Annotated in this window: 18 protein-coding genes; 10 read left to right on the top strand and 8 right to left on the bottom strand. The window is 57.7% G+C overall.

The genetic code is table 11. The annotated features are described in order from the left end of the window. The first annotated feature begins 130 nt into the window (after positions 1–130). The 4 genes from ACWF8S_RS12965 (at position 131) to rpoD (ending at position 6,163) form a co-directional block, all read left to right on the top strand. Positions 131–1,558, top strand: coding sequence for an amidohydrolase family protein (locus ACWF8S_RS12965; protein ID WP_447553754.1), 1,428 nt, complete (start codon positions 131–133; stop codon positions 1,556–1,558). Between the two features lie 217 nt (positions 1,559–1,775). Then, positions 1,776–1,991, top strand: coding sequence for a 30S ribosomal protein S21 (gene rpsU, locus ACWF8S_RS12960; protein WP_016416934.1), 216 nt, complete (start codon positions 1,776–1,778; stop codon positions 1,989–1,991). A gap of 168 nt (positions 1,992–2,159) precedes the next feature. Beyond that, on the top strand, positions 2,160–4,010 hold the full coding sequence (gene dnaG, locus ACWF8S_RS12955; protein ID WP_447556598.1) for a DNA primase: 1,851 nt from the start codon (positions 2,160–2,162) through the stop codon (positions 4,008–4,010). A 296-nt stretch (positions 4,011–4,306) separates the two neighbouring features. Next, entirely contained in the window at positions 4,307–6,163 is a 1,857-nt protein-coding gene (gene rpoD, locus ACWF8S_RS12950) for an RNA polymerase sigma factor RpoD (RefSeq protein ID WP_447553752.1), read from the top strand. 224 nt (positions 6,164–6,387) lie between these two features. On the opposite strand, the gene ACWF8S_RS12945 is transcribed toward rpoD, so the two are convergent. The 3 genes from ACWF8S_RS12945 to ACWF8S_RS12935 form a co-directional block, all read right to left on the bottom strand. Continuing rightward, a complete protein-coding gene (locus ACWF8S_RS12945) occupies positions 6,388–6,717 on the bottom strand; it encodes a hypothetical protein (protein WP_447553751.1) in 330 nt (109 codons plus the stop codon). Positions 6,718–7,420: 703 nt separating this feature from the next. Further along, on the bottom strand, positions 7,421–8,080 hold the full coding sequence (locus ACWF8S_RS12940) for a hypothetical protein (protein WP_447553750.1): 660 nt from the start codon (positions 8,078–8,080) through the stop codon (positions 7,421–7,423). 153 nt (positions 8,081–8,233) lie between these two features. After that, entirely contained in the window at positions 8,234–9,121 is an 888-nt protein-coding gene (locus ACWF8S_RS12935; RefSeq protein WP_447553748.1) for a LysR family transcriptional regulator, read from the bottom strand. 133 nt (positions 9,122–9,254) lie between these two features. On the opposite strand from ACWF8S_RS12935, the gene ACWF8S_RS12930 reads away from it, so the two are divergent. The 3 genes from ACWF8S_RS12930 (at position 9,255) to mtgA (ending at position 12,119) form a co-directional block, all read left to right on the top strand. Continuing rightward, the gene (locus tag ACWF8S_RS12930; protein WP_447553746.1) at positions 9,255–10,364 is read left to right on the top strand and encodes an S-(hydroxymethyl)glutathione dehydrogenase/class III alcohol dehydrogenase; all 1,110 of its coding nucleotides are present in this window, start codon (positions 9,255–9,257) and stop codon (positions 10,362–10,364) included. A 173-nt stretch (positions 10,365–10,537) separates the two neighbouring features. Continuing rightward, the gene (gene fghA, locus ACWF8S_RS12925; protein ID WP_447553745.1) at positions 10,538–11,392 is read left to right on the top strand and encodes an S-formylglutathione hydrolase; all 855 of its coding nucleotides are present in this window, start codon (positions 10,538–10,540) and stop codon (positions 11,390–11,392) included. 10 nt (positions 11,393–11,402) lie between these two features. Continuing rightward, on the top strand, positions 11,403–12,119 hold the full coding sequence (gene mtgA / locus ACWF8S_RS12920) for a monofunctional biosynthetic peptidoglycan transglycosylase (protein ID WP_447553743.1): 717 nt from the start codon (positions 11,403–11,405) through the stop codon (positions 12,117–12,119). On the opposite strand, the gene ACWF8S_RS12915 is transcribed toward mtgA, so the two are convergent. Continuing rightward, a complete protein-coding gene (locus ACWF8S_RS12915) occupies positions 12,116–13,045 on the bottom strand; it encodes a DMT family transporter (protein ID WP_447553742.1) in 930 nt (309 codons plus the stop codon). The two genes, mtgA and ACWF8S_RS12915, sit on opposite strands and share 4 nt — an antisense overlap. A 130-nt stretch (positions 13,046–13,175) precedes the next feature. Here ACWF8S_RS12915 and ACWF8S_RS12910 point away from each other — a divergent pair, with 130 nt between their 5' ends. The 3 genes from ACWF8S_RS12910 to ACWF8S_RS12900 all read left to right on the top strand — a co-directional run bounded on the left by ACWF8S_RS12910 (position 13,176) and on the right by ACWF8S_RS12900 (position 16,391). Further along, positions 13,176–13,565 carry a DUF4168 domain-containing protein gene (locus ACWF8S_RS12910; protein WP_447553740.1) on the top strand — a complete coding sequence of 130 codons (390 nt, stop codon included), beginning with the start codon at positions 13,176–13,178 and terminating at the stop codon, positions 13,563–13,565. Between the two features lie 188 nt (positions 13,566–13,753). Then, complete coding sequence (locus ACWF8S_RS12905) at positions 13,754–15,664, top strand: DUF294 nucleotidyltransferase-like domain-containing protein (RefSeq protein ID WP_447553739.1); 1,911 nt, start codon at positions 13,754–13,756, stop codon at positions 15,662–15,664. Between the two features lies 1 nt (position 15,665). Next, positions 15,666–16,391 carry a 3'-5' exonuclease gene (locus ACWF8S_RS12900; RefSeq protein WP_447553737.1) on the top strand — a complete coding sequence of 242 codons (726 nt, stop codon included), beginning with the start codon at positions 15,666–15,668 and terminating at the stop codon, positions 16,389–16,391. Between the two features lie 125 nt (positions 16,392–16,516). Here the strand turns inward: ACWF8S_RS12900 and ACWF8S_RS12895 are convergent, their stop codons facing one another. The 4 genes from ACWF8S_RS12895 to ACWF8S_RS12880 form a co-directional block, all read right to left on the bottom strand. Then, positions 16,517–18,163: a BCCT family transporter gene (locus tag ACWF8S_RS12895; protein ID WP_447553735.1), complete on the bottom strand. Its 1,647-nt coding sequence runs from the start codon at positions 18,161–18,163 to the stop codon at positions 16,517–16,519. Between the two features lie 222 nt (positions 18,164–18,385). Next, positions 18,386–19,255, bottom strand: a complete 870-nt coding sequence (locus ACWF8S_RS12890; protein WP_447553734.1) for a glycine betaine ABC transporter substrate-binding protein — start codon at positions 19,253–19,255, stop codon at positions 18,386–18,388. Positions 19,256–19,398: 143 nt separating this feature from the next. Next, complete coding sequence (locus ACWF8S_RS12885) at positions 19,399–20,232, bottom strand: ABC transporter permease (RefSeq protein ID WP_447553733.1); 834 nt, start codon at positions 20,230–20,232, stop codon at positions 19,399–19,401. Further along, entirely contained in the window at positions 20,232–21,434 is a 1,203-nt protein-coding gene (locus tag ACWF8S_RS12880; RefSeq protein ID WP_447553731.1) for a quaternary amine ABC transporter ATP-binding protein, read from the bottom strand. Before ACWF8S_RS12880 ends, ACWF8S_RS12885 begins: the two co-directional genes overlap by 1 nt. Positions 21,435–21,587 lie beyond the last annotated feature (153 nt).

Below are 21,587 nucleotides of genomic sequence, written 5' to 3'. Positions count from 1 at the left end.
GCTTGCCGGGGCAGCCGTCATGCGCTTTTGGGGCGGGTTTTCGAAAAGCACTCCCCGGCCGCGCGGTTGACGGGGTGAAAAGCTCGACTAGGTTTATTTAGTATCGCTAACCCCCCCCAAGGAGAACCCCATGTGGGAGCAGTCCAGTATCACCCGGCGCAAGCTTCTAGGCGGCATGACCGCGATGGCGGGATCGAGCCTGATTCCCGGCGCTTACGCCAGCGACCCCACTGAGGAAAGTGATTCCGGATCCTCCAGCGAATCGCCCAGACGCTGGTGCATCAAGAATGCCACCGTTCTGACCATGGAAGAGGGCAAGGCGCCGCTTGAAAAGGCCGATGTGTGGGTGGTGGATGGGCGTATCGAAGCCGTGGGCGAGAACCTGGATACCGGCGACAGTGAAATCATCAACGGCGATGGCTGCATCGTGATGCCCGGTTTTGTGGATACCCACAACCATATGTGGCAGACCCAGATGCGCAGCATGTTCGGCCAGAGTGAAGAAAATCTGTTCTTTCCGGTGACCCACCGTCTGGCCGAGCATTTTCGTCCGGCCGATACCTGGGTGGGCGAGTACCTGGCGGCGATGGAAAACGTCAATGCGGGCATCACCACCAGCAACGATTTCTTCGATAACAACCGAAGTCCCGACCATAGCCAGGCTGCCCTGGAGGCACTGGCGGCATCGCCCCTGCGGGCGCGGCTTCTGTTAGGCAATGAAAGCAAGACCCCTCGTACCCAGATCGACCTGGAACGCTTGCGCGAACTACATGACGACTGGGAGCGCCACGGCGAGCAGGGGCGGCTGTCCCTGGGCCTTGCCTGGCGCCTGCCCGATAACCTGGACGACCAGGAGGCCATGGCGATGAAGCGCCGGGAGTTCGAAGCCGCCCGGGACATGAACCTGCCCATTTCAGTTCACGTAAGCGGCGAAGAACACCACGCCATGTTCCAGCGTCTGATCGACGGCGAGTTCCTGATTCCTGAGCTTCAGGTGGTTCACGCCACCGACGCCCGCGAAGAGCACCTGGAGGCGCTTGACGAGGCAGGCGCGAGCCTTGCGTTGACGCCGATCACCGAGCATCGGGTGGCCTATGGAGTCACGCGGCTTTCCCACTTCAAGCGCGTCACGCGCCAGGGTCTGGGCATCGATGGCAACGCGCTGGCGGGCAGCGCCAACATGTTCGAGGTGATGAAACATGCAGCGCTCACCGACATTGCCGCCAGTCAGGAAGAGACCGGCGTGGATTGTCGGCACATCGTCTCCCTGGCCACCCGTAAAGGCGCCGAGTCGATCGGCCTGGGCGGGGAGGTAGGGTCGATCGTTCCCGGCAAGCAGGCGGATCTGATCATGCTGGATACCCGTCGGGTCAATCTGGGAATGCTGCCCACCGAGCCCTACGCGTTCGTGGTCTTCGCCGCGACCCCCGCCAACGTGACGCTGGTCTCCATTGGCGGGCACATCGCCAAGCGCGGCGGCGATCTGGTGGATTTGAACGAAGAACAGCTCGTCTCGCGCATCGATGCCTCGCTTTCGCACCTGCGCGAACATCTTTAAAGGCTGAGCGTAGACGCTGATCCTGTCGCGCAGCGGCGGGGCGGTTTATCGAAAGGCTGGGCGGGTTTGCCAAGTTGCAAAATTGCTCAGCCGCGACTAGACTACTTGGCGCTGTAAAAAGGGTCGTACACTGTATCTACAGATATACCTTTAACCTGGTATTAAGCGGTGTGCGCACTATCCGAACTCAAGACTCCTTAAGGTAGGTGAGTGCTTAATGCCTTCTGTAAAAGTACGTGATAACGAGCCGTTTGACGTCGCCCTGCGTCGCTTCAAGCGTTCTTGCGAAAAAGCCGGCGTTCTCTCTGAGGTACGTCGTCGTGAGCATTACGAGAAGCCGACTGCCGAGCGCAAGCGCAAAGCGGCCGCGGCCGTGAAACGTCACGCCAAGAAGCTTCAGCGTGAGCGTAAGCGTTTCGAACGGCTCTATTGATCCGTACCCAGAGACACCCGCCTCGGCGGGTATCTCAAGAGGGATGCCAAGCGGCCGCCGTCAGGTGGCCGCTTGTTTTTAGGTAGATACCAGACAGACAAAGTGATGTAACTCAAACCCGCGTTGGGTTACGTCATTTGATCTTGCTTTATGCAGGAAATTCCTTCCATGGTCGGCCAGATTCCCCAGCGATTTATCGATGACCTCCTGGATCGCGTCGACGTTGTCGAGGTGGTGGGTGAGCGCGTGCAGCTTAAAAAGGCGGGGCGTAACTACTCCGGGCTCTGCCCGTTTCACCAGGAGAAGACGCCCTCGTTCACGGTGAGCGCCGACAAGCAGTTCTACCACTGCTTTGGCTGTGGCGCCAACGGCAACGCGCTGCGCTTTTTGATGGAGTACGACAAGCTTCCCTTCCCCGAGGCAGTAGAGCAGCTTGCCGCTCGCCAGGGGCTCGACGTTCCCCGCGAAGGGGCCGACGACCCCCGCGAGCGCAAGCGCGAGCAAAAGCGCAAGGAGGGCGTCAGCCTTCTGGAGCTGGCGGGAAACTTCTACCGGGAACGCTTGAAAATGCAGGAGGGCCAGGGAGCTGCACGCTATCTCAAGGAGCGGGGCCTTACGAGCGAGGTGATGGCCACCTACGGTATCGGCTATGCACCGGATGGCTGGGAGGCGCTCAAGCAGCACCTGAGTGCCAAGGGTGTGAGCGAAGAGGTCCAGGTCGAGTACGGGCTGCTGATCCATCGCGAGGACTCCGGACGCACCTACGACCGCTTTCGCGACCGGGTGATGTTCCCCATTCGCGACCTGCGCGGGCGTACTCTGGGCTTCGGCGGTCGTATCATGGGGGATGGTCAGCCCAAGTACCTGAACTCTCCGGAAACGCCGGTCTTCCACAAGGGGCGCGAGCTTTACGGGCTTTACGAGGCGCGCCGGGCCAGCGCCAAGCTTGAGCAGTTGATCATGGTGGAGGGCTACATGGATGTGGTGGCGCTGGCGCAGTACGGCATTCACAACGCCGTGGCAACGCTGGGTACCGCCACCACCGAGGATCACCTGCATCGGCTGTTTCGTCTGGTCAGTCGCGTGGTGTTCTGTTTCGACGGCGACCGTGCCGGGCGTCAGGCGGCCAGCCGCGCGCTCGAGACGGCGCTGCCGCAGATGATCGATGGACGCGAGGCGCGCTTTCTGTTTCTGCCCGAAGGCGAAGACCCGGACTCCCTGGTACGCCGTGAAGGGGACAAGGCCTTTCAGGACCGGGTGACCTGCGCGATGCCGCTATCCGAGTTTCTGTTCGAGCAGGCCGCCCAGGGGCGCGACATGAACACCGTGGAAGGGCGCGAGCGCTTTGCAAGCCATGTGCTGCAGGCGCTCAACAAGGTGCCCGAGGGCATGCTCAAGTCACTGTTGCTTGAAGCGCTTGCCAAGCGCAGCGGTCTGGCCAGAGAGCAGTTGCAGGCGCTTCTGGAAAAGCGTGCCCCTGACCCCGCGCCGGAGCAGGCGCTTGACGAGCCTTTCGACTCCGCGTCCCTGCAGAAAGCGTCGCCGTCGAGGACTTCAAAGCCGAAGACCGCACAGCCGAAAGCGTCGAGCCGGGTGCTGTCCACCGTGGAGCGGATCAATCAGTTGCTGCTTTTTGAGCCGCGGCTGGTCGAAACGCTGCCCGATGAACTGGACTGGCTGCCCGAAAACGACAGCCACACCCCGCTTTGTCGTGAGCTCGTCACGCTTTTGCGTGCCGGGCGCTACAAGAGTCCTCAGGTGGTGCTGGCGCACTTCCAGGGCGGCGAAGAGGGTCAGGTGCTGGCCGCGCTTGCCCGGCGCGAGCTGGCCATTCCTGCCGCCACGCGTGAGACCGAGTTGCTGGGGCTGGTCGAGCACCTGGCGGCCAATCAGCGCAAGCGCTCGCCGGAGGAGGAGTACAACGCGCTGCTCGCACTCGAGCGCTCCGGAGAGAAACTGGATAAAGCCCAGCGGCAACGTTTGAGCGAGCTGATAGTCGAACTCACACGAAAGCAGTAGCGGGACAGGATAAAAATGAAATCGAGAAGCGCCGAAAGGCAGGGCGTTTGAAACAAGGGCAGGGCGTTTGAAATGAGCACGGCCTGCAGGGTTGAATTCCCGCTGCCCGGCGCCATATATGCAGTATCAAGGGCCAGTCGATGGCTTAACCGAATAACCTAACACACCTGATTCACCGCGCAAATACGTTTCGCTGTGAAAAGTACAGCAAATTACGCTATAATGCTCGGCTTGTTGAGTTTAATCGATTCAGCGCCCCCAGGTGTTTCATTCTTCTTCGTCGAGATAGGGTTTCTATGGCTGGAAATGCGCAGCAGCAGTCACGTCTGAAGGAGTTGATCGCGCGCGGCAAGGAGCAGGGTTACCTGACCTATGCCGAGGTCAACGACCATCTACCCGAGGACATCGCCGACCCGGATCAAGTGGAAGACATCATTGGCATGATCAACGACATGGGTATCAGTGTCGTTGAGGAAGCGCCTGATGAAGACACTTTGATGATGTCGGATCACTCCACGGACGAGTCCGCTGCGGAAGAGGCCGTTGCGGCCCTTGCCGCCGTGGAAAGCGACGTCGGACGCACGACGGATCCCGTGCGCATGTACATGCGTGAAATGGGCACGGTCGAGCTTTTGACCCGTGAAGGCGAAATCGAGATCGCCAAGCGGATCGAAGAGGGCACGCGGGAAGTGATGTCGTCACTTGCCTACCTGCCCGGTGCGGTCGCGTCCATTCTGCAAGCCTACGACGCCACTCAGGACGAGGAAGCGCCTGGGCGACTGTCGGATCTCTTCTCGGGTTTTATCGACCCGGATGAAGGGATACCCGGGGTTGCCGAAGCCGAGGTGCCCGAGCCCGAGGTCGATACCCAGTTAAGCGATGACGATGACATCGAAAGCGACGGTGACGACGAGGACGAGGACAGCACCGCCAGCGAAGGTGGGCCGGACCCGGAAGAGGCTCGTGCCCGCTTCGAGCAGATCCGCGAGCAAAACGCCGCCGTCGAAGCCGCGTTCAAAAAGCATGGCCGTGGCAGCGCCGAACTCAAGGCCGAGCAGGCACGTCTGGCCGAGCTGTTTTCACCGATCAAGCTCGTGCCCAAGCATTTCGAGCGTCTGGTCGGGCAGGTACGCATCAGCGTCGAACAGGTGCGCGCTCAGGAAAAGGCGGTGATGCAGCTATGCGTCAAGAAGGCCAAGGTGCCGCGCAAGCTGTTCATCAAGTCGTTTCCGGGACACGAATCCGACCAGAGCTGGCTGGATACCTTCCAGGGCGAACAGCCCAAGTATGCTGACCGCCTGGAGCCGCTGCGCGCTGATATCGCCCGTTCACAGCGCAAGATCGCCTTCGAAGAGGACATGGTGCAGCTCACCGTTGCCGATCTCAAGGAAGTGAACAGGAAGCTCTCCATTGGTGAGGCCAAGGCACGCCGTGCCAAGAAAGAGATGGTGGAGGCGAACCTTCGCCTGGTGATCTCGATCGCCAAGAAGTACACCAACCGTGGCCTGCAGTTTTTGGATCTCATCCAGGAAGGCAACATCGGTCTGATGAAGGCGGTGGACAAGTTCGAATACCGTCGCGGCTACAAGTTCTCGACCTACGCCACCTGGTGGATTCGTCAGGCGATCACCCGCTCGATTGCCGATCAGGCGCGCACCATCCGTATTCCGGTGCACATGATCGAGACGATCAACAAGCTCAACCGCGTCTCGCGTCAGATGCTTCAGGAAATGGGCCGCGAGCCCACGCCGGAAGAGCTGGGCGAGCGCCTTGAAATGCCTGAAGACAAGGTACGCAAGGTGCTCAAGATCGCCAAGGAGCCGATCTCCATGGAGACGCCCATCGGTGACGACGATGACTCGCACCTGGGGGACTTCATCGAAGATGGCACCATGCTGCTGCCGATTGATCTCGCCACCGGCGAAGGCTTGATCGAAGCCACCCGCAACGTGCTGGGAGGCTTGACCGCTCGGGAAGCCAAGGTGCTGCGCATGCGTTTCGGTATCGACATGAACACCGACCACACCCTCGAGGAAGTGGGCAAGCAGTTCGACGTGACCCGGGAGCGGATTCGCCAGATCGAGGCGAAAGCGCTGCGCAAGCTGCGCCACCCCAGCCGCTCGGAGCCGCTGCGCTCGTTTCTTGATGAGTAACGTGTGAGTAGTGAGTGGTAAGTCGTGAAAAGAAAAAGCCCGCCGTTTCAAACGGCGGGCTTTTTTGTTTTGAAGCGCTTTAAAGGGTGTGTACGTGCGGCCACCGCCGTGACGGTGCCGAAGTTGCTCCATTTGAAAAGCGCCGCGAACCGCGGCTGAAAACACCAGCACGATATAAAGCTCGAGGCTGCTCAGCTTGTCGTCCAGCCTTCCCGGATACAGGTTCAGCTTGTCGTCCAGCCTTCCCGGATACAGGTAAAGTAGGTAGTTCTTCTGAATTTATCGATTGCCTCGCTAGGGGCGGTTGGGCCTTCATATCCTATGGTTTCGATAATGAGGCCTTGACCATTGAGTGCAGGAGTATCTTGGGCATCTGCGAAAATTTGCTGTGTCCGTTCATCCACTGCCTTGGCGATGGGGACTACTTCCAGCTGCAACTGTCTGTTACCCATGGCCGTATGCGCGTATTCCTGGTAATCCTCACAGGTATTTGCGGCAAGGGCGACGGTACTGGATACACTCACTAGGAGTACCCCTAAGATGCTGTGTCTCATCCTATAATCCTTTGCTCAAATAAAAGAAAAGGCTTTAATCCGGGCTTTTTCTTTTTATCGGCACGTCGTGGTACTACCCGTCATCGTGCCTATCGTATTGCAGGTCGCGGGTCTAGGCGGGGTGTTCTGGTCGATTATGTACTGGAGTGCTTGCTGCTGACGTTGATAATTAGCGTTATCAGTGTTGATCTGCTGCTGTCGGCCCACGATATCGCTGGCTAGCCTGTTACAGGTACCGGTAGGTACCTCAGGAGTCGCTGCATATTGCTGGCTTATGAGACGCTCAATATATTCGGTATCGCTTTGATGGCTTGAGAAGTATTCGTTGACATAACGGGTACCCGACGCACTCAATTCAGGCGACAAGTTATCTTGTTCAGTACAGCGCATCAGGTTCGTCGCAATAGCGGCGATCGGCGCATACTCTGATCGAGGTAATTCAGCGGGGGGGTACTGCACACCCCGCCAGAACTGCCATTGATCCTAAAATGGAAATCCACCGCACCATAGTTATTGTTCCTCTAATAGTGCCGATGGAATATTAATCAAACTTAGTATTTATACCCAGCCGTTTCTCACAGAGTGGAAGGGTGCCTGCTGATCGCTGATTTGCAGACCGCTGTTCTCCAGCGCCCGCCACGTCATCTCGTGCTTTTAGGAGTAGGTGTGCTCTGTGTGAGATTCTACGTTGCTGCTCACCGATTTAATTAAGTGGTTTGGCGGCTTGGCGCGCAAGATAAATACGTCGCGCCAAAAGCAACAGCTCCAGGGTAGCGAAGAGGATCAGGCTGTAGCCAAGAAGCTCGGTCACCTCTTCGGCGGCATCCTTGAAGGTACGTACGTAGTTATCCTCAAGTACCGCTTCCCAGAAGATACTCCGACCGTACAGGCGGGAAAAGACGTAGGTCGTGAGTACCCCGCCGGCAAACAGGCCGAAGGCAAACGTGTTGCTGTAGTAGCGAAATTCATCCAGAAACTGTCGGCGCTTGATGACTACCCAGGCAATCGAGGGAATCACGATAAGCGCCACAAGAATCTTCCAGGTATTGCGCGCAATGTACTCGTCCAGGAAGTAGTCCTGCTCGCGCACAAGGGAGGAGGCGATAAACGCGAACAAGAGCAGGGTCACCGTAGGCCATACTTTCAGCACGTGGCGCACGTAGAGCAGCATCAGACAACAGGTGGCAAGCACAGCCGTCTGAGTCAGTTCGGTAAACCCATACTCGCTGAAACGAACGTCGGGCAAGTAGATGGCCTCCAGGTATGCGCCTTGAGCAATTGCTGCGATAAACAAGACATAAAGGATTGCGCGCATGAGTGTCGTTTTGAAGTCGATGGGCCAATTAGGTGGGGGGAGTGACATTGTGGATCCTTGCAAGCTACAGCGTAAGCGATAAACATTCATTAGTGAATGTTCATTATATCGTCACTTCCCTGTGCCCGCACGCTGATATTGTCATGAATGGCGAACCATCGTCGCGCTTTTAAGTGTGACGGCTCGTTTTTTGATCAAATGTTAAGCGCGCGGGAGTCTTGTCGTGATATGGGTCGCCAGATAATCCACCAGCTGACGAATCTTGGGCGACAGATGGCGGTGGCGCGGGTAGACCGCCCAGACGGCGGTATCGTGATGCTGAAAGGGCTCGAGCACCGCGATCAGTTCGCCACTTTCAAGATAAGGCGCCACGTAGTAGTCGGGAAGCTGTGCCAAGCCCAAGCCCTTCAAGGCAGCGTCCAGAAGCGCAGGCCCTGAGTTGCCGCTCCAGCGTGCTTCGAGTCGCACTTCCCGGCGCTGACCATTGACCTCGAACAGCCAGTAGGGTCGCGAACCCAGAAGGCAGGGGTGCTGGCTGAGCTCTGCCAGCGTGTGAGGGCGAGGCGCCTGACGGAAATAGCCGCTAGAGCCGACGATGTACTCGCGGCGTTCGCAAAGCCGTTTGGCAATAAGGCTCGAGTCCTTGAGTACGCCCATGCGGATGGCGATATCAAACCCTTCTTCGATCAGCTCCACCGCTCGGTTGGTAAAGTGCATGTGCACTTCAAGGTCGGGGTGCTGACACTGAAAGTCATTGACCAGCGGCGCGATGAAACGCTCGCCGAAGGTCGTGGCCGAGGTGAGTTTCAAAAGCCCGCGCGGTTTGGCCTGAAGCTCGCTGATAGCCTGTTCGGCATCGCGCAGCCCGTCAAACAGGTGTCGGCAGTGCTCGACATACAGCGTGCCGGCATCGGTCAAGCGGATTTGCCGAGTAGTACGGTACAGAAGCTGAACACCAAGCTGGTTCTCCAGCTGGCTGACCAGACGGCTGATATGCGAAGTAGATACCTTCAGATGCCGGGCCGCGGCTGAAAAGGTGCCCAGCCGTACCACTTCCACAAAGGCTTCAATGCGATCCCAGCGTTGCATGATACCTCTCAGGAGATGATTGTTGCTCACCAGCAATAATCTTATGAGTATATCCCTGTTTATCCGGCTCGCCTAGCTGACTACACTTGACTGTCAGAGTAAGACGTTTGCTTTTTGGTCCAGGAGATAGTTGATGAAATCACGCGCTGCCGTAGCGCTTGAAGCGGGTAAACCGCTTGAGCTTGTCGAAATTGATGTAGAAGGCCCCAAGGCGGGCGAAGTACTGGTAAGAATGGCGGCCACCAGCGTATGCCATACCGATGCCTACACACTCTCCGGTAAAGACCCGGAAGGCAACTTCCCTGCCGTGCTGGGCCACGAAGGCGCTGGTGTCGTGCAGGAGGTGGGTGAGGGCGTGATCAGCCTGAAGCCCGGCGATCACGTGATTCCGCTTTACACTGCCGAGTGCGGCAAGTGCAAGTTCTGCCTGTCCGGCAAGACCAACCTGTGCAGCAGCGTGCGCGCGACTCAGGGCAAGGGTGTGATGCCCGACGGCACCTCGCGGTTTTCGTTGGATGGTAAAATGCTGCACCACTACATGGGCACTTCTACCTTCAGCGAATATACCGTCTTGCCGGAGGTCTCCCTGGCCGTTGTCTCCAAGGAAGCGCCCATGGACAAGATCTGCCTGCTGGGGTGCGGTGTGACCACAGGCATCGGCGCAGTGCTCAATACTGCCAAGGTCGAGCCGGGCGCGACCGTTGCCGTCTTTGGTCTGGGTGCTATCGGCCTTGCGGTCATTCAGGGCGCGGTCATGGCCAAGGCGGGCAAGATTATCGCTATCGACGTCAACGAGGACAAGTTCGCACTGGCCAAGCAGTTCGGCGCCACCGACTTCGTCAACCCGAAGAAGTACTCGGACCCGATCCAGCAGGTCATCGTGGACATGACCGACGGCGGCGTGGACTACTCCTTCGAGTGTATCGGCAACGTCAACGTGATGCGCTCGGCGCTCGAGTGCTGCCATAAAGGGTGGGGCGAGTCGATCGTCATCGGTGTGGCAGGTGCCGGGGAAGAAGTCTCCACGCGGCCCTTCCAGCTGGTTACCGGACGGGTCTGGAAAGGCTCCGCATTCGGCGGTGTGAAAGGACGCAGCGAATTGCCGGGCTATGTGGAGCGCTACATGAACGGTGAAATCAATATCGACGACTTCATCACCCATGACATGCCCTTCGAGAAAATCAACGAAGCTTTCGACCTGCTTCATGAAGGCAAGAGCATCCGCACCGTATTGCACTACTAGGCCTTGCGCTGATCCGGCGTGTTACTCAGCCGTGCGCCTCAAGGCGGCTTACTTGCACGCCGCGTGAGTATTGACGCTATAGTGGCTATGTACAGTGGCTATTGATAGTGACTGTGAGCGAATAAAAACGCGGTGGGGGCTCCCGCCGCGTTTTCATATTTAGGAGCTTTCCCATGAGCATGAGCGAAACCTTGGAGCTTGTGTCTGCCAACCGCAGCTTCGGCGGCTGGCACAAGCGCTACCGCCACTACTCCCGGGCGCTGGACTGCGATATGGTCTTTGCCGTTTATCTTCCGCCACAGGCGGAAAGCGAGCGGGTGCCGCTTGTATGGTGGTTGTCGGGGCTAACCTGCAACGACGAAAATTTCATGCAAAAGGCCGGCGCCCATCGTGTTGCGGCCGAACTGGGCGTGGCCATCGTCTGCCCGGATACCAGCCCTCGGGGAACCGACCTGCCCGGCGAACATGAAAGCTACGACCTGGGGTCCGGCGCGGGATTTTACGTCAACGCCACCCAGGCGCCCTGGAAAACCCACTACCGCATGTACGACTACGTGGTCGAAGAGCTGCCCTCGGTGGTGCGCCAGCACTTCCCGGTCAACGGGCGGGAGTCGATCAGCGGACATTCGATGGGGGGGCATGGCGCGCTGATTCTGGCGCTTCGTCATCCGGGGCGCTTCAGCTCGGTATCAGCATTTTCGCCTGTCGTGAACCCCATGAACTGCCCCTGGGGACAGAAGGCGTTTACCAGTTATCTGGGCGAAGACGAGTCGCGCTGGCGCCAGTACGACGCCTGCGAGCTGGTGGCCAATGGCGCCTCCCGTCAACGGCTTTTCATCGATCAAGGCGACGCCGACCAGTTTCTGGAAGAGCAGCTCAAGCCCGAGCGTTTAGAAGCCGTGTGTGAAGAGCACGATCATCCCCTGACGCTTCGTCGTCAACCGGGTTACGATCACAGTTACTTCTTCATCGCCTCGTTCATCGAGGACCATTTGCGTTATCATGCGCAGCATCTCATGAAACGCTAAGGATACTGCAATGCTCAATCGCGCGCTGCGCCACTACCTGGGTCTTGTGTGGCGCATTGTCTGGTGTGGCGCGCTGGGCTTTTTACTGCTCTCGGTGGCGCTGGTACTGCTGTTTAGCGTCGTGCCGCCACCGGGGTCCATGGTGATGGTCGAGCGCAAGGTGCAGAGCCTTATCGCGCGTGAGCCGATCACGATTACCCGCCAGTGGCGAAGCTTCGAGAATCTCTCAAGCAATGCCAAGCTCGCCGTGATTGCGGCGGAAGACCAGCGCTTTCCCCTGCATCGCGGGTTCGATATCGTCGAACTCAGACGTGCCTGGCGCGCAAGCCAGGGGGGCGAACGCCTGCGTGGTGCCAGTACGCTAAGCCAGCAAACTGCCAAGAATGTCTTTCTGTGGAGCGGGCGAAGCTGGCTGCGCAAGGGGCTCGAGGCCTGGTTTACGCTCTTGATCGAAACCTTCTGGAGCAAGACGCGCATTCTCGAGGTGTATTTGAACGTCGCCGAGTGGGATACCGGCGTCTTCGGGCTGGAGGCCGCAGCGGATCACTACTTCGGTGCCTCCGGCAGCGCCATGACCGAGCGCCAGGCAAGCCTGCTGGCAGCGATCTTGCCCAATCCGCGCAACCGCAGCGCTTCACGCCCGGACGCCCAGGTAGAACGGCGTAGCCAGTGGATTCGCCAGCAGATGCGCAACCTGGGTGGCGTGAGCTATCTTGAGCGGCTTTAGGCGGGTGCCGACTTCTGTTTGATCACAAGCATGACACCCAGAATTGCGATGCCCATACCGGTCAAACCCAAAAGCGGCAAGCGCTCATCGAAGAGCCACCAGGCTTGCAGGGCGGTTACCGGCGGTACCAGATAAAAGAGGCTAGCCACTCGGGAGGCCTCGCCCCGCTTGATGAGCGCCATCAAGAGTAATATCGCCGCGATGGAGAGTACCAGCACCAACCATCCCAGGGTCCATAGAAACGTTGCGTCGAGTACCACTTCCCGCGTTTCCAGCATAAGGGCGCCGGCGCCCAGTAACCCCCCCGCGGCCAGGTACTGAATGACCGTTCCCGATAAAAGCGCCATGCGCGTGCAATAGCGCTTTTGATACAGCGTGCCCAACGAGATACCCAGCAGGGCAGCCACAACGCACGAAAGCGCGCCAGGTCCGAACCCCTCGAACAGCAGGCTGCCAGGCTCGAGCTTGCTGCCAAGCACCAGTCCGATGCCGATTAACCCAAGCCCCAACCCTAGCCACTGATAGCGCGAGAGACGCTCGTCCAACAAAGGCCCTGCCAGAAGCGCGGTTAAAAGGGGCTGCACTCCCACTAAAAGGGCGGCCAGCCCGGCCGGCATGCCCAGATAAATACCGTAAAAGACACCGCCCAGATACGCGCCGTGTACCAGACACCCGGCTACGCTGATGTGTGCCCAAAGTGCTGGCGAGCGTGGCCACTTTGCTTTCAGGAAAAAGGCCAGGGGTAGCAGCAGTAAAAGCGTCAGCACGAAACGAATAAACAAGAACGTGAAGGGTTCGGCGTAGGGCAGGCCGAATTTCGCGCCAATAAACCCCGTACTCCAGAGTAAGACAAACAGTACCGGCATTGCGGCAAGACCCAGTTCGGCAGGTGATTGGGTGCGTAAGTTATTGAAATATAGGTTCATATATAGGCCTGAGGTCTGATTTTTACTTTTAATTACTTTTTGTTACTTATAATTACACTAAAAGTTGAACCTGTGCGAACACGCCGCGTCTGAATCACCACATACATAACGCGCAAAGAGGTTTCTTACCATGCAACGTTTAACTGCTTTGTTTTCAGCTGCACTTCTTGCAACCGGCCTGATGGCAGGTACCGCCCACGCCCAGCAAGCGCAAGATCCGGCTCAGGATCCGATGGCCACCCAGCAAGCACCGGCCCAGGATTTTTCTGATCAGCAGCTGCAGCAGTTCGCCGATGCTTCTCAAGAAATCGCCGTGATCTCGCAAGAGTACACACAGCGTCTGCAGGAAGCAGGAGACGAGACGGCTCAACAGGAAGTTCGCGCTGAAGCCAATGACCGCATGATCGAAGTAGTCGAAAACAGCGGCCTGGATGTGGATACGTTCAACGCCATCGGCCAGTCCATTCAGCAGGACCCGGAAATGATGCAGCGTGTCCAGGAAATGGCCAACCAGTCATAAGCTCCCATACACACGTATTGTGTATGAGCTGACGGCAACGGACAATGTTGCCATGAAGTGATCGATGATCGCTTTACTCGAAAGCCCGGTGATATCACCGGGCTTTTTTGCGCGTATGGCTTTACCGGACATACCAATACCGCCAAACTTGATGTCATCAGGATGAGCGTTTCGTAAAAGGAGTCGTTATGGACGTGGAGCTATGGGATATACGCCAGCACATGGGGCAGTTTCCTCCCTTTGACGGGTTATCCGATGAGCTGTTGGACGCCATTGCCGAGAGCATAGAGGTTCGCTACTTCAAGACCGGCGGCGAAATTCTGACGCTCAACGAAACGATCAACGAACTTTGCTATATCCGAAGCGGTGCAGTCGAGGTGTATCGTCGAAGAGGTGAGCTTTATAATCGCTTGGGCGAGGGGGATATCTTTGCCCACTTCAGTCTGTTACGAAACCATCGCGTACGGTTTCCCGCCACGGCGATTGAAGACACGCTCATCTACTATATTCCCAATGACGTCTTTCATCGCCTGTGCGAAGAGGACGAAGACTTCGCCGACTTCGTCGAACTCGAGCGCCCGCGCCTGGAAAGCGCCGCCGAAGAACAGAAAAAATCCAACGACATGATGGTCACGCGTATTCGCAAGCTGGTCTCGCGCTACCCGGTCATGGTGGAGTCCACTGTCAGCGTTCAGCAGGCAGCAATTCAGGTAGGCCAGGCGCAGGCCTCGGCGGTACTGGTGATCGACGAGGGCCACCAGAACCCGCGCTACAGCTTCAAGGATAGCGAAGGCAAGAGCTGGCAGATGTGCGGCATCCTGACCGACAGCGACTTTCGCAACCGCGTGGTGGCCAAGGGGCTTTCACCGCAAACGCCCATCGGTGACGTGGTTTCAGATCGCTTGATCACCATTCAGTCCGACGCGTCGATATACGAAGCCATGCTCACCATGCTGCGCAGCAATGTGCATCATTTACCCGTTCTGTATCGCCAGCGCCCGGTCGGGGTGGTCCACCTTTCCGACATCATTCGCTATGAAACTCACAGCGGACTTTATCTGGTCAGCAATATCTTCAACCAGTCCAGTGCCTACGGGCTTGCTCGCCTGGCCGCCGATGTGCGCGCGGCGTTTGTACGCATGGTGCAGGAAGGGGCGAACTCGGTGATGCTGGGCAGTGCGCTTTCCACCATCGGGCGCAGCTTTACCCGCCGCCTTCTGGAGTTGGCCGAGGAAGAGCTCGGGCCACCACCGGTGCCTTACTGCTTCATGGTGAATGGCTCGATGGCGCGCAACGAGCAAAGTATCGTCACCGATCAGGATAACGCGCTGATCCTTTCGGACAAGTTTATTCCCGAACAGCACGACGACTACTTCAAGGCGCTGGCCGCCTTTGTAAGCGATGGTCTCGACAGCTGCGGATACACTTACTGCAAAGGCGATATCATGGCGACCAACGCCAAGTGGCGCCAGCCACTTCACGTGTGGAAGAGCTATTTCGAGGAGTGGATCGCCCATCCTACCCCGGAAAAGCTTTTGCATAGCTCGATCTTTTTCGATCTGGACAGCATCTACGGTGAAAATCATTACGTGGAGGAGCTTCAGGATCTGCTGGCCACCCGCGCCCCGCAGTCGCCGCTGTTCCTGGCCGCCATGGCACGTAACGCGCTCAATCGTACGCCACCCTTGGGGTTTTTCCGCACCTTTGTGATGGAAAAAGACGGCAAGCACAATAATTCCATCAATCTGAAACGCCGGGGTACCGCGCCCATGGTGGACTTGATTCGCGTTCACGCACTGGCCTGCGGATCAAACGCGCAAAACAGTTTTCAGCGGCTCAAGGATATCAACGACACCCAACTGCTCGGCTCAGGGGTCAGCGATAAACTGAGCTACGCGTTCGAGTTCTTGTGCATGTCGCGGCTTCGTCACCAGATGATCGACCTGGAAGAGGAGCGCACGCCAGATAACAACATCGAGCCGGAAAACGTCGAGGATAGCGAACGCCATACGCTCAAGGACGCCTTTCAGGTGCTGAGCAATGCGCAGAAGTTCCTGAAATTCCGCTATCCCGTGCCCAGCCAGCGGCCAGGAAATTGACATGAAGGGAATACGCCCCCGCCAGCGCATTACCCAAGCCGACTGGGCAGGCTACATGGCCAAACGGGCCGAGCATGCCACGGACGACGCCTTGAGAACCTTTTTCGAAGCGCCGCTCCCTGGCCCGGATACCCCGATTTCCGAAGTGCCGATGGTCGCGCTGGACATGGAAACCACGGGACTGGACGAGCGCCACCATGCCATCGTCAGTATCGGGTTGGTCCACTTCACCCTCGAGCGTATTGCACTCTCTTCCCGACGTTACTGGGTGGTGAAGCCCGCCCGACCGCTCGACGAGACGTCGGTGACCTATCACCACATCACGCATTCCGAAATCACCCACGCGCCGGATCTGGACGATATTCTGGAGTCGCTGTTGAAAGAGCTTGCCGGTCGTCTGGTCGTGGTACATTTTCGTAATATCGAGCGGCCGTTTCTCGATGCTGCGATCAAGGACCGACGGGGCGAGGGCGTGCTGTTTCCCATGATCGATACCATGTCGCTGGAGGCACGGCTGCATCGGCAGACGCTCTGGGCACGGTTTCGCCGCTGGCTGGGCAGGCCGCCCGTCTCCATTCGTCTGGATGCCAGCCGCCAGCGCTACGGCCTGCCAAGCTATCAGGGCCATCACGCGTTGGTAGATGCGCTAGCCACCGCCGAGCTGTTTCAGGCCCAGGTAGCCCATCGCTATGCACCGGATACGCCGCTCAAGGCGCTTTGGTGCTGATGATATAAAAGCTGTACGCTCAGCGACGATCACACGCATGAAAAAAACGGGCAGCCCTTGGGCTGCCCGTTTTCTGGCGTTTGCTGGCTTGAGGTTCAAGCGCTCAAAAGCTTGAACCTCAAGACTTAAGCGGTGTTGGCTTTGGGTTCGCTCATCAGACCCTTGATGATGGCATAGCACGCCACCAGCAGGATGATAGCGAACGGGAAGCCGGTCGATACCGCCATGGTTTGCAGCGCGGTCAAGCCACCCCCTAGAAGCAGCGCAATGGCAATCGCGCCTTCGATGATGGCCCAGAACACCCGCTGCGGAATGGGCGAGTCTACCTTGCCACCTGCGGTGATGGAATCGATCACCAGCGAGCCGGAATCCGAGGAGGTCACAAAGAAGACAATAACCAGCACGATGGCAATGAACGAGGTGATCTGTGACAGCGGAAGCTGTTCGAGCATCAAGAAGAGCTGCAGATCCACACCCGCTTCGCGCACCGCTTCGATGCCCTGGCTTACGTACTGATCGATGGCGGTACCGCCGAAGGTGGTCATCCAGAGTACCGATACGACCGAAGGTACGATCAGCACGGAGATCAGGAATTCACGAACCGTACGGCCCCGGGATACGCGCGCGATGAACATGCCGACGTAAGGAGACCAGGAGATCCACCAGGCCCAGTAGAAGGCGGTCCAGCCCTGGATGAAGGCGGTATCATCACGGCCGAACGGATTGGAAAGTGCAGGCAGGTTGACCACGTAGTTAAACAGGTTGTCGAAAAAGCCCGTGACGATAAACAGCGTCGGTCCCACACCGATCACGAAGAACAAAAGTGCGGCGGCCAGGGCGATGTTGATCTTGGAAAGCAGCTGGACACCCTTGTCCACTCCGGCAATGATCGAGCAGATGGCGACCATGGTAATGCCGACGATCAGCAGAATCATCGTGATATCGCTTTCTGGTGCGCCAAATAGATAGGAGATCCCCGCTGCTGCCTGGGTAGCACCCAGACCAAGCGAGGTTGCAAGGCCGAACAGCGTCGCGAATACGGCCAGAATATCGATGAGGTGGCCCGGCCAGCCCCATACGCGTTCGCCCAGAATAGGGTAGAACACCGAACGCATGGAAAGCGGAAGGCCCTTGTTGAAGGAAAAAAGGGCAAGTGACAGGGCAACCACGGCGTAAATCGCCCAAGGGTGAAGCCCCCAGTGGAAGATGGTCGCTGCCATACCCAGCGCCGTAGCCCCGGCCGCATCACCTTCTGCCCCGGCCAGAGGAGCGCCGTCGGCCCCACCCAGGGAGGTGCCAAAGTGAGTCAGCGGCTCGCTGACGCCAAAGAACATGAGCCCGATACCCATGCCGGCGGCAAACAGCATGGAAAACCAGCCCATATAGGTGAAATCAGGCTTGGCATCGGCGCCGCCAATACGAATCTTGCCCAGAGGCGATACGATGAGACCCAGGCAGAGAACAACGAAGATATTGGCGGTCAGAATAAAGAACCACGCCAGATTTCCCGTCAAAAAGCCAAAAATCGCGTCGTAAATGAACGCAATGTCATCCTGAAGCGCCAGCGTCAGAATGACGAAAAGGGTGACTACAATCGCTGAAATGGTGAAGACCTTGCCGTGCAGGTCCAGCTTCATCCCCATACTTTCAGCGGTAAAGTTATCCTGACCGATCACATAATCGGTATCGATGAGATTCGCCGGACCGTCGGGTGAGGGTATCCCCTCGCCAACCGGCTCCTCCGACGACTGATTGGGCTTTTCATTATCCACTGGGTCTTCTCCCTATTGTAAATGTAGAACTGAATTGTAAATGTAGAACCGAAAGCAGCGTGTTGCGGCATCGGTCAGCTCACGACGGTAACAAACCTTACAGGTAACAATAAGCAGTAATAGTCACTCCTTATTGTTTGTATAAGAAATTGTATCGTTGTACAAGTTATTTATAAGTCGGCCCTGACGTTATGTGCAGGGCCTGCTCAAGGCGCTTAACGTTTACCGGGCAAGCCACTGCTCGACAACGTCCTGATTATCTTCCACCCACTGCTTGGCATTTTCATAAGGGTCGCTGCCGTCTTCCTGGTTCATCAGCATGACTTCGCCCATCTGCTCCGGGGTCCACTCGAAGGCATCCAGAATGGCGTAAGCCTCGGGCATGTCGTCTTCTAAACCGTTACGCACCACCGTGTGAATCTGCTCGGCACCACCAAAGACGCCTTCCGGGTCTTCGAGGTATTTGAGATCCCAGCGAGCGAACATCCAGTGCGGGGTCCAGCTGGTAACGACGATATCCTCTTCGTTGTTGATCGCGTTGCTGAGCGCGGCCACCATGGTGGCGTCACTGCCGCTGCGTAGGCGAAGGTCAAGATCATAGGTATCGACGACTGCTTCGGTCAGGCCCATCAGACCGGCACCGGGGTCAATACCGATGATCTCGTTGTCGAAAAGCTCCGCGTTATCGTTGAGTGCGTCGATGGCGTCCACATCGGTGTAGGAGGGCACGACCAGGCCAAGCTTGGTGCCGTCCAGGTTGGGTCCCAGATCCTTTATATCGTCACCGATACGCTCCATGTAGTCAGCGTGCGTAGTAGGCAGCCACGCTGCCACAATGGCATCGGCGTCACCGGTGGCAAGCGCCTGGAACATGGCCGCCGCGGAGAGCGATGTCATGTTGACATCGAATCCTTGCTGCTCGAGTACCGCGGCAATCACGTTGGTAGAGGCAACTTCAGAGGACCACTCAACGTAGGCCAGGGTGATCGTGCCCTGCTGCTGGGCCTGGGCAAGACCACCTGCCATCATGCCGCCACCGGCGAGAAGGCCAAGGGTGGCAAGGCGAATCGAACGGTTTATACGTGTTTTCATGTCGTTTCCCTTAATGGTGCTTTTATAAAGGCCGAAGCCTGGTTTCAAGAGTGACCAGAACGTGTTGCGTTCTGGCCTCTCAAGCCTGAGGACACAGAGCGTGAGCTCTGTGGTTGAGTACTCACGTTCAGAAACTCTCCGGCTTATTGCTGGCGTGACTTGCGCAGCGACTGAGTAAGACGATCCAGCAGCATGGCCAGAATGACCACCGCGATACCGGCTTCAAAACCGTCGCCCGGACGCAGGCGCTGAATGGCGCGCCAGACTTCGCTGCCCAGACCGTCAGCACCGATCATCGCGGCAATCACCACCATCGAAAGCGCAAGCATGATGGTCTGGTTGATGCCCGCCATCACGGTCGGCAGCGACAGCGGCAACTGCACCTTGAAAAGCTTTTGGCTACGCGTGGCGCCGTAGGCATCGGCGGCTTCAATCAAGTCGCCGGGTACCTGGCGGATACCCAGGGTAGTAAAGCGAATCGCGGGGGGCATGGAAAAGATGACGGTGGCAAAAATGGCCGATACCGCGCCGATACCAAAAAACGGAATTGCCGGAATCAGGTACACGAAGGCCGGCATGGTCTGCATCAAATCCAGAATCGGCATGATGATCCGGTAAAGCCGCTCGGAAAGCGCCGCCAGGATGCCGATAGGTAGCGCAATGACGACGGCTACCAGTGTGGCAATGACGACGAGCGTCAGGGTTTCGATCATGGGATTCCAAAGGCCCATGTTCCAGATCAGCGCAAGACCTGCCACCGCGCCTATGGCCAGGCGTGTACTGGCAAGGCGCCAGCAGAGAAGGGCGACAAGGGCCATCAATGCCCATTCCGGCAGCCACATCAGGCCATCGTTCAAGCTGTTGATGCCTGTCTGGGTGAAGCGCGAAATGGCGCGAGTCACCACCGAGTATTCACTGGTCAGCCAGTTAAGCCCGGTTTCGATCCAGTTACCCAGGGGAATGCGTGGAATGTCCATTACTGCTCTCCTGCTCGTGCCAGTTCATCCAATACCGCACCTTTGACGACGACCCCTAAAAGGCGCTGCTGTTCATCTACAACGGCAATGGGGAAGCTTTTTTCGCTGAACATGGCGAACAGGTGCTGCAAGGGCTCATCAGGAGGTACCTGTCGGAAGTCCCGAGTAAGATAATCAACCAGCGTCTCGGCGCCGGCTTCTACGGCCTGGCCAGCAGCATCCGCCTCCAGGAGCCCGTGCAGGCGCCGGTCGCGGTCGACCACATAAACGGAATCGAGGCTGTAATCGCGCATGCGGCGAAGTGCGGTGCGGGGGCCATCAGTATCGCGGACACTGGTTCGCACCGGGCGCATGGCGCTTTCAGCCGTCAGAATACGCGAGCGATCCACGCCTTCGATAAAGCGACGTACGTAGTCGTCGGCAGGCTGGGTGAGAATTTCTTCAGGAGTGCCGATCTGCACGATTTCCCCGTCTTTCAACAGCACGATGCGGTCGCCGATGGAGAGCGCCTCGTCAAGGTCATGGGTAATGAAGACGGTGGTTTTCTGCATCCTGGTCTGCAGTTGCAGCAGCTCCTGCTGCATGTCTTTACGAATCAGGGGGTCGAGGGCAGAGAACGCCTCGTCCATGAGCAGAACGCTTGCATCGTTGGCAAGTGCCCGGGCAAGGCCCACGCGCTGCTGCATGCCACCGGAAAGCTGGTGGGGATAAGCGTCTTCCCAGCCCCCGAGCCCTACTTGCTGCAAGGCGCTGTGACCAAGCTCTTTGCGTCTGGTCTTGTCCACGCCGCGAATCTCCAGCCCAAACTCGGCGTTCTGCTGGACCGTGCGGTGAGGAAAGAGCGCGAAATTCTGAAATACCATCGAAAAGTGGCGCCGGCGACACTCCAGCAACGCTTTCTCACCCAGCGATGGAATGTTTTCGCCGTCGATGATGATCTCGCCTTCGGTTGTCTCGATAAGACGGTTCAAGCAGCGGATAAGGGTGGACTTGCCGGACCCGGAAAGCCCCATGATGACGAGAAGCTCGCCTTCATATACATCGAAGGAGATGTTGGAAAGGCCTAATGTCTGGCCGGTCTTTTCGAGAATCTCAGGGCGTTTCAGGCCCTTGTCTCGTAACTCGAGGGCTTTTTTGGGGTGTCTTCCAAACACTTTGCTTAAATTGCGGACCTGAATCTTAACAGGGCGTGTTTCGTCCATTAACTATGCCTTTCTTTGAATGGTTTTAGACATGGGCATCCTGGGGCCCCGTGGGCCAGCATGGCCGCAAATAACCACGGCACACAAAGGGTTATAAAATTGAGTTAACAATTACTCTTTTTTTTATTAAAAAATATTATACATAAATGTCGT

The sequence above is a fragment of the Vreelandella xerophytica genome, from assembly GCF_968048975.1.
This window is presented reverse-complemented; position numbering and strand designations above follow the sequence as displayed.

Excerpts from the sequence above, each read along its gene's own strand:
- ACWF8S_RS12965 (WP_447553754.1), top strand. The coding sequence starts at position 131 with ATGTGGGAGCAGTCCAGTATCACCCGGCGCAAGCTTCTAGGCGGCATG.
- rpsU (WP_016416934.1), top strand. The coding sequence starts at position 1,776 with ATGCCTTCTGTAAAAGTACGTGATAACGAGCCGTTTGACGTCGCCCTG.
- dnaG (WP_447556598.1), top strand. The coding sequence starts at position 2,160 with ATGGTCGGCCAGATTCCCCAGCGATTTATCGATGACCTCCTGGATCGC.
- rpoD (WP_447553752.1), top strand. The coding sequence starts at position 4,307 with ATGGCTGGAAATGCGCAGCAGCAGTCACGTCTGAAGGAGTTGATCGCG.
- ACWF8S_RS12945 (WP_447553751.1), bottom strand. The coding sequence starts at position 6,717 with ATGAGACACAGCATCTTAGGGGTACTCCTAGTGAGTGTATCCAGTACC.
- ACWF8S_RS12940 (WP_447553750.1), bottom strand. The coding sequence starts at position 8,080 with ATGTCACTCCCCCCACCTAATTGGCCCATCGACTTCAAAACGACACTC.
- ACWF8S_RS12935 (WP_447553748.1), bottom strand. The coding sequence starts at position 9,121 with ATGCAACGCTGGGATCGCATTGAAGCCTTTGTGGAAGTGGTACGGCTG.
- ACWF8S_RS12930 (WP_447553746.1), top strand. The coding sequence starts at position 9,255 with ATGAAATCACGCGCTGCCGTAGCGCTTGAAGCGGGTAAACCGCTTGAG.
- fghA (WP_447553745.1), top strand. The coding sequence starts at position 10,538 with ATGAGCATGAGCGAAACCTTGGAGCTTGTGTCTGCCAACCGCAGCTTC.
- mtgA (WP_447553743.1), top strand. The coding sequence starts at position 11,403 with ATGCTCAATCGCGCGCTGCGCCACTACCTGGGTCTTGTGTGGCGCATT.
- ACWF8S_RS12915 (WP_447553742.1), bottom strand. The coding sequence starts at position 13,045 with ATGAACCTATATTTCAATAACTTACGCACCCAATCACCTGCCGAACTG.
- ACWF8S_RS12910 (WP_447553740.1), top strand. The coding sequence starts at position 13,176 with ATGCAACGTTTAACTGCTTTGTTTTCAGCTGCACTTCTTGCAACCGGC.
- ACWF8S_RS12905 (WP_447553739.1), top strand. The coding sequence starts at position 13,754 with ATGGACGTGGAGCTATGGGATATACGCCAGCACATGGGGCAGTTTCCT.
- ACWF8S_RS12900 (WP_447553737.1), top strand. The coding sequence starts at position 15,666 with ATGAAGGGAATACGCCCCCGCCAGCGCATTACCCAAGCCGACTGGGCA.
- ACWF8S_RS12890 (WP_447553734.1), bottom strand. The coding sequence starts at position 19,255 with ATGAAAACACGTATAAACCGTTCGATTCGCCTTGCCACCCTTGGCCTT.
- ACWF8S_RS12885 (WP_447553733.1), bottom strand. The coding sequence starts at position 20,232 with ATGGACATTCCACGCATTCCCCTGGGTAACTGGATCGAAACCGGGCTT.
- ACWF8S_RS12880 (WP_447553731.1), bottom strand. The coding sequence starts at position 21,434 with ATGGACGAAACACGCCCTGTTAAGATTCAGGTCCGCAATTTAAGCAAA.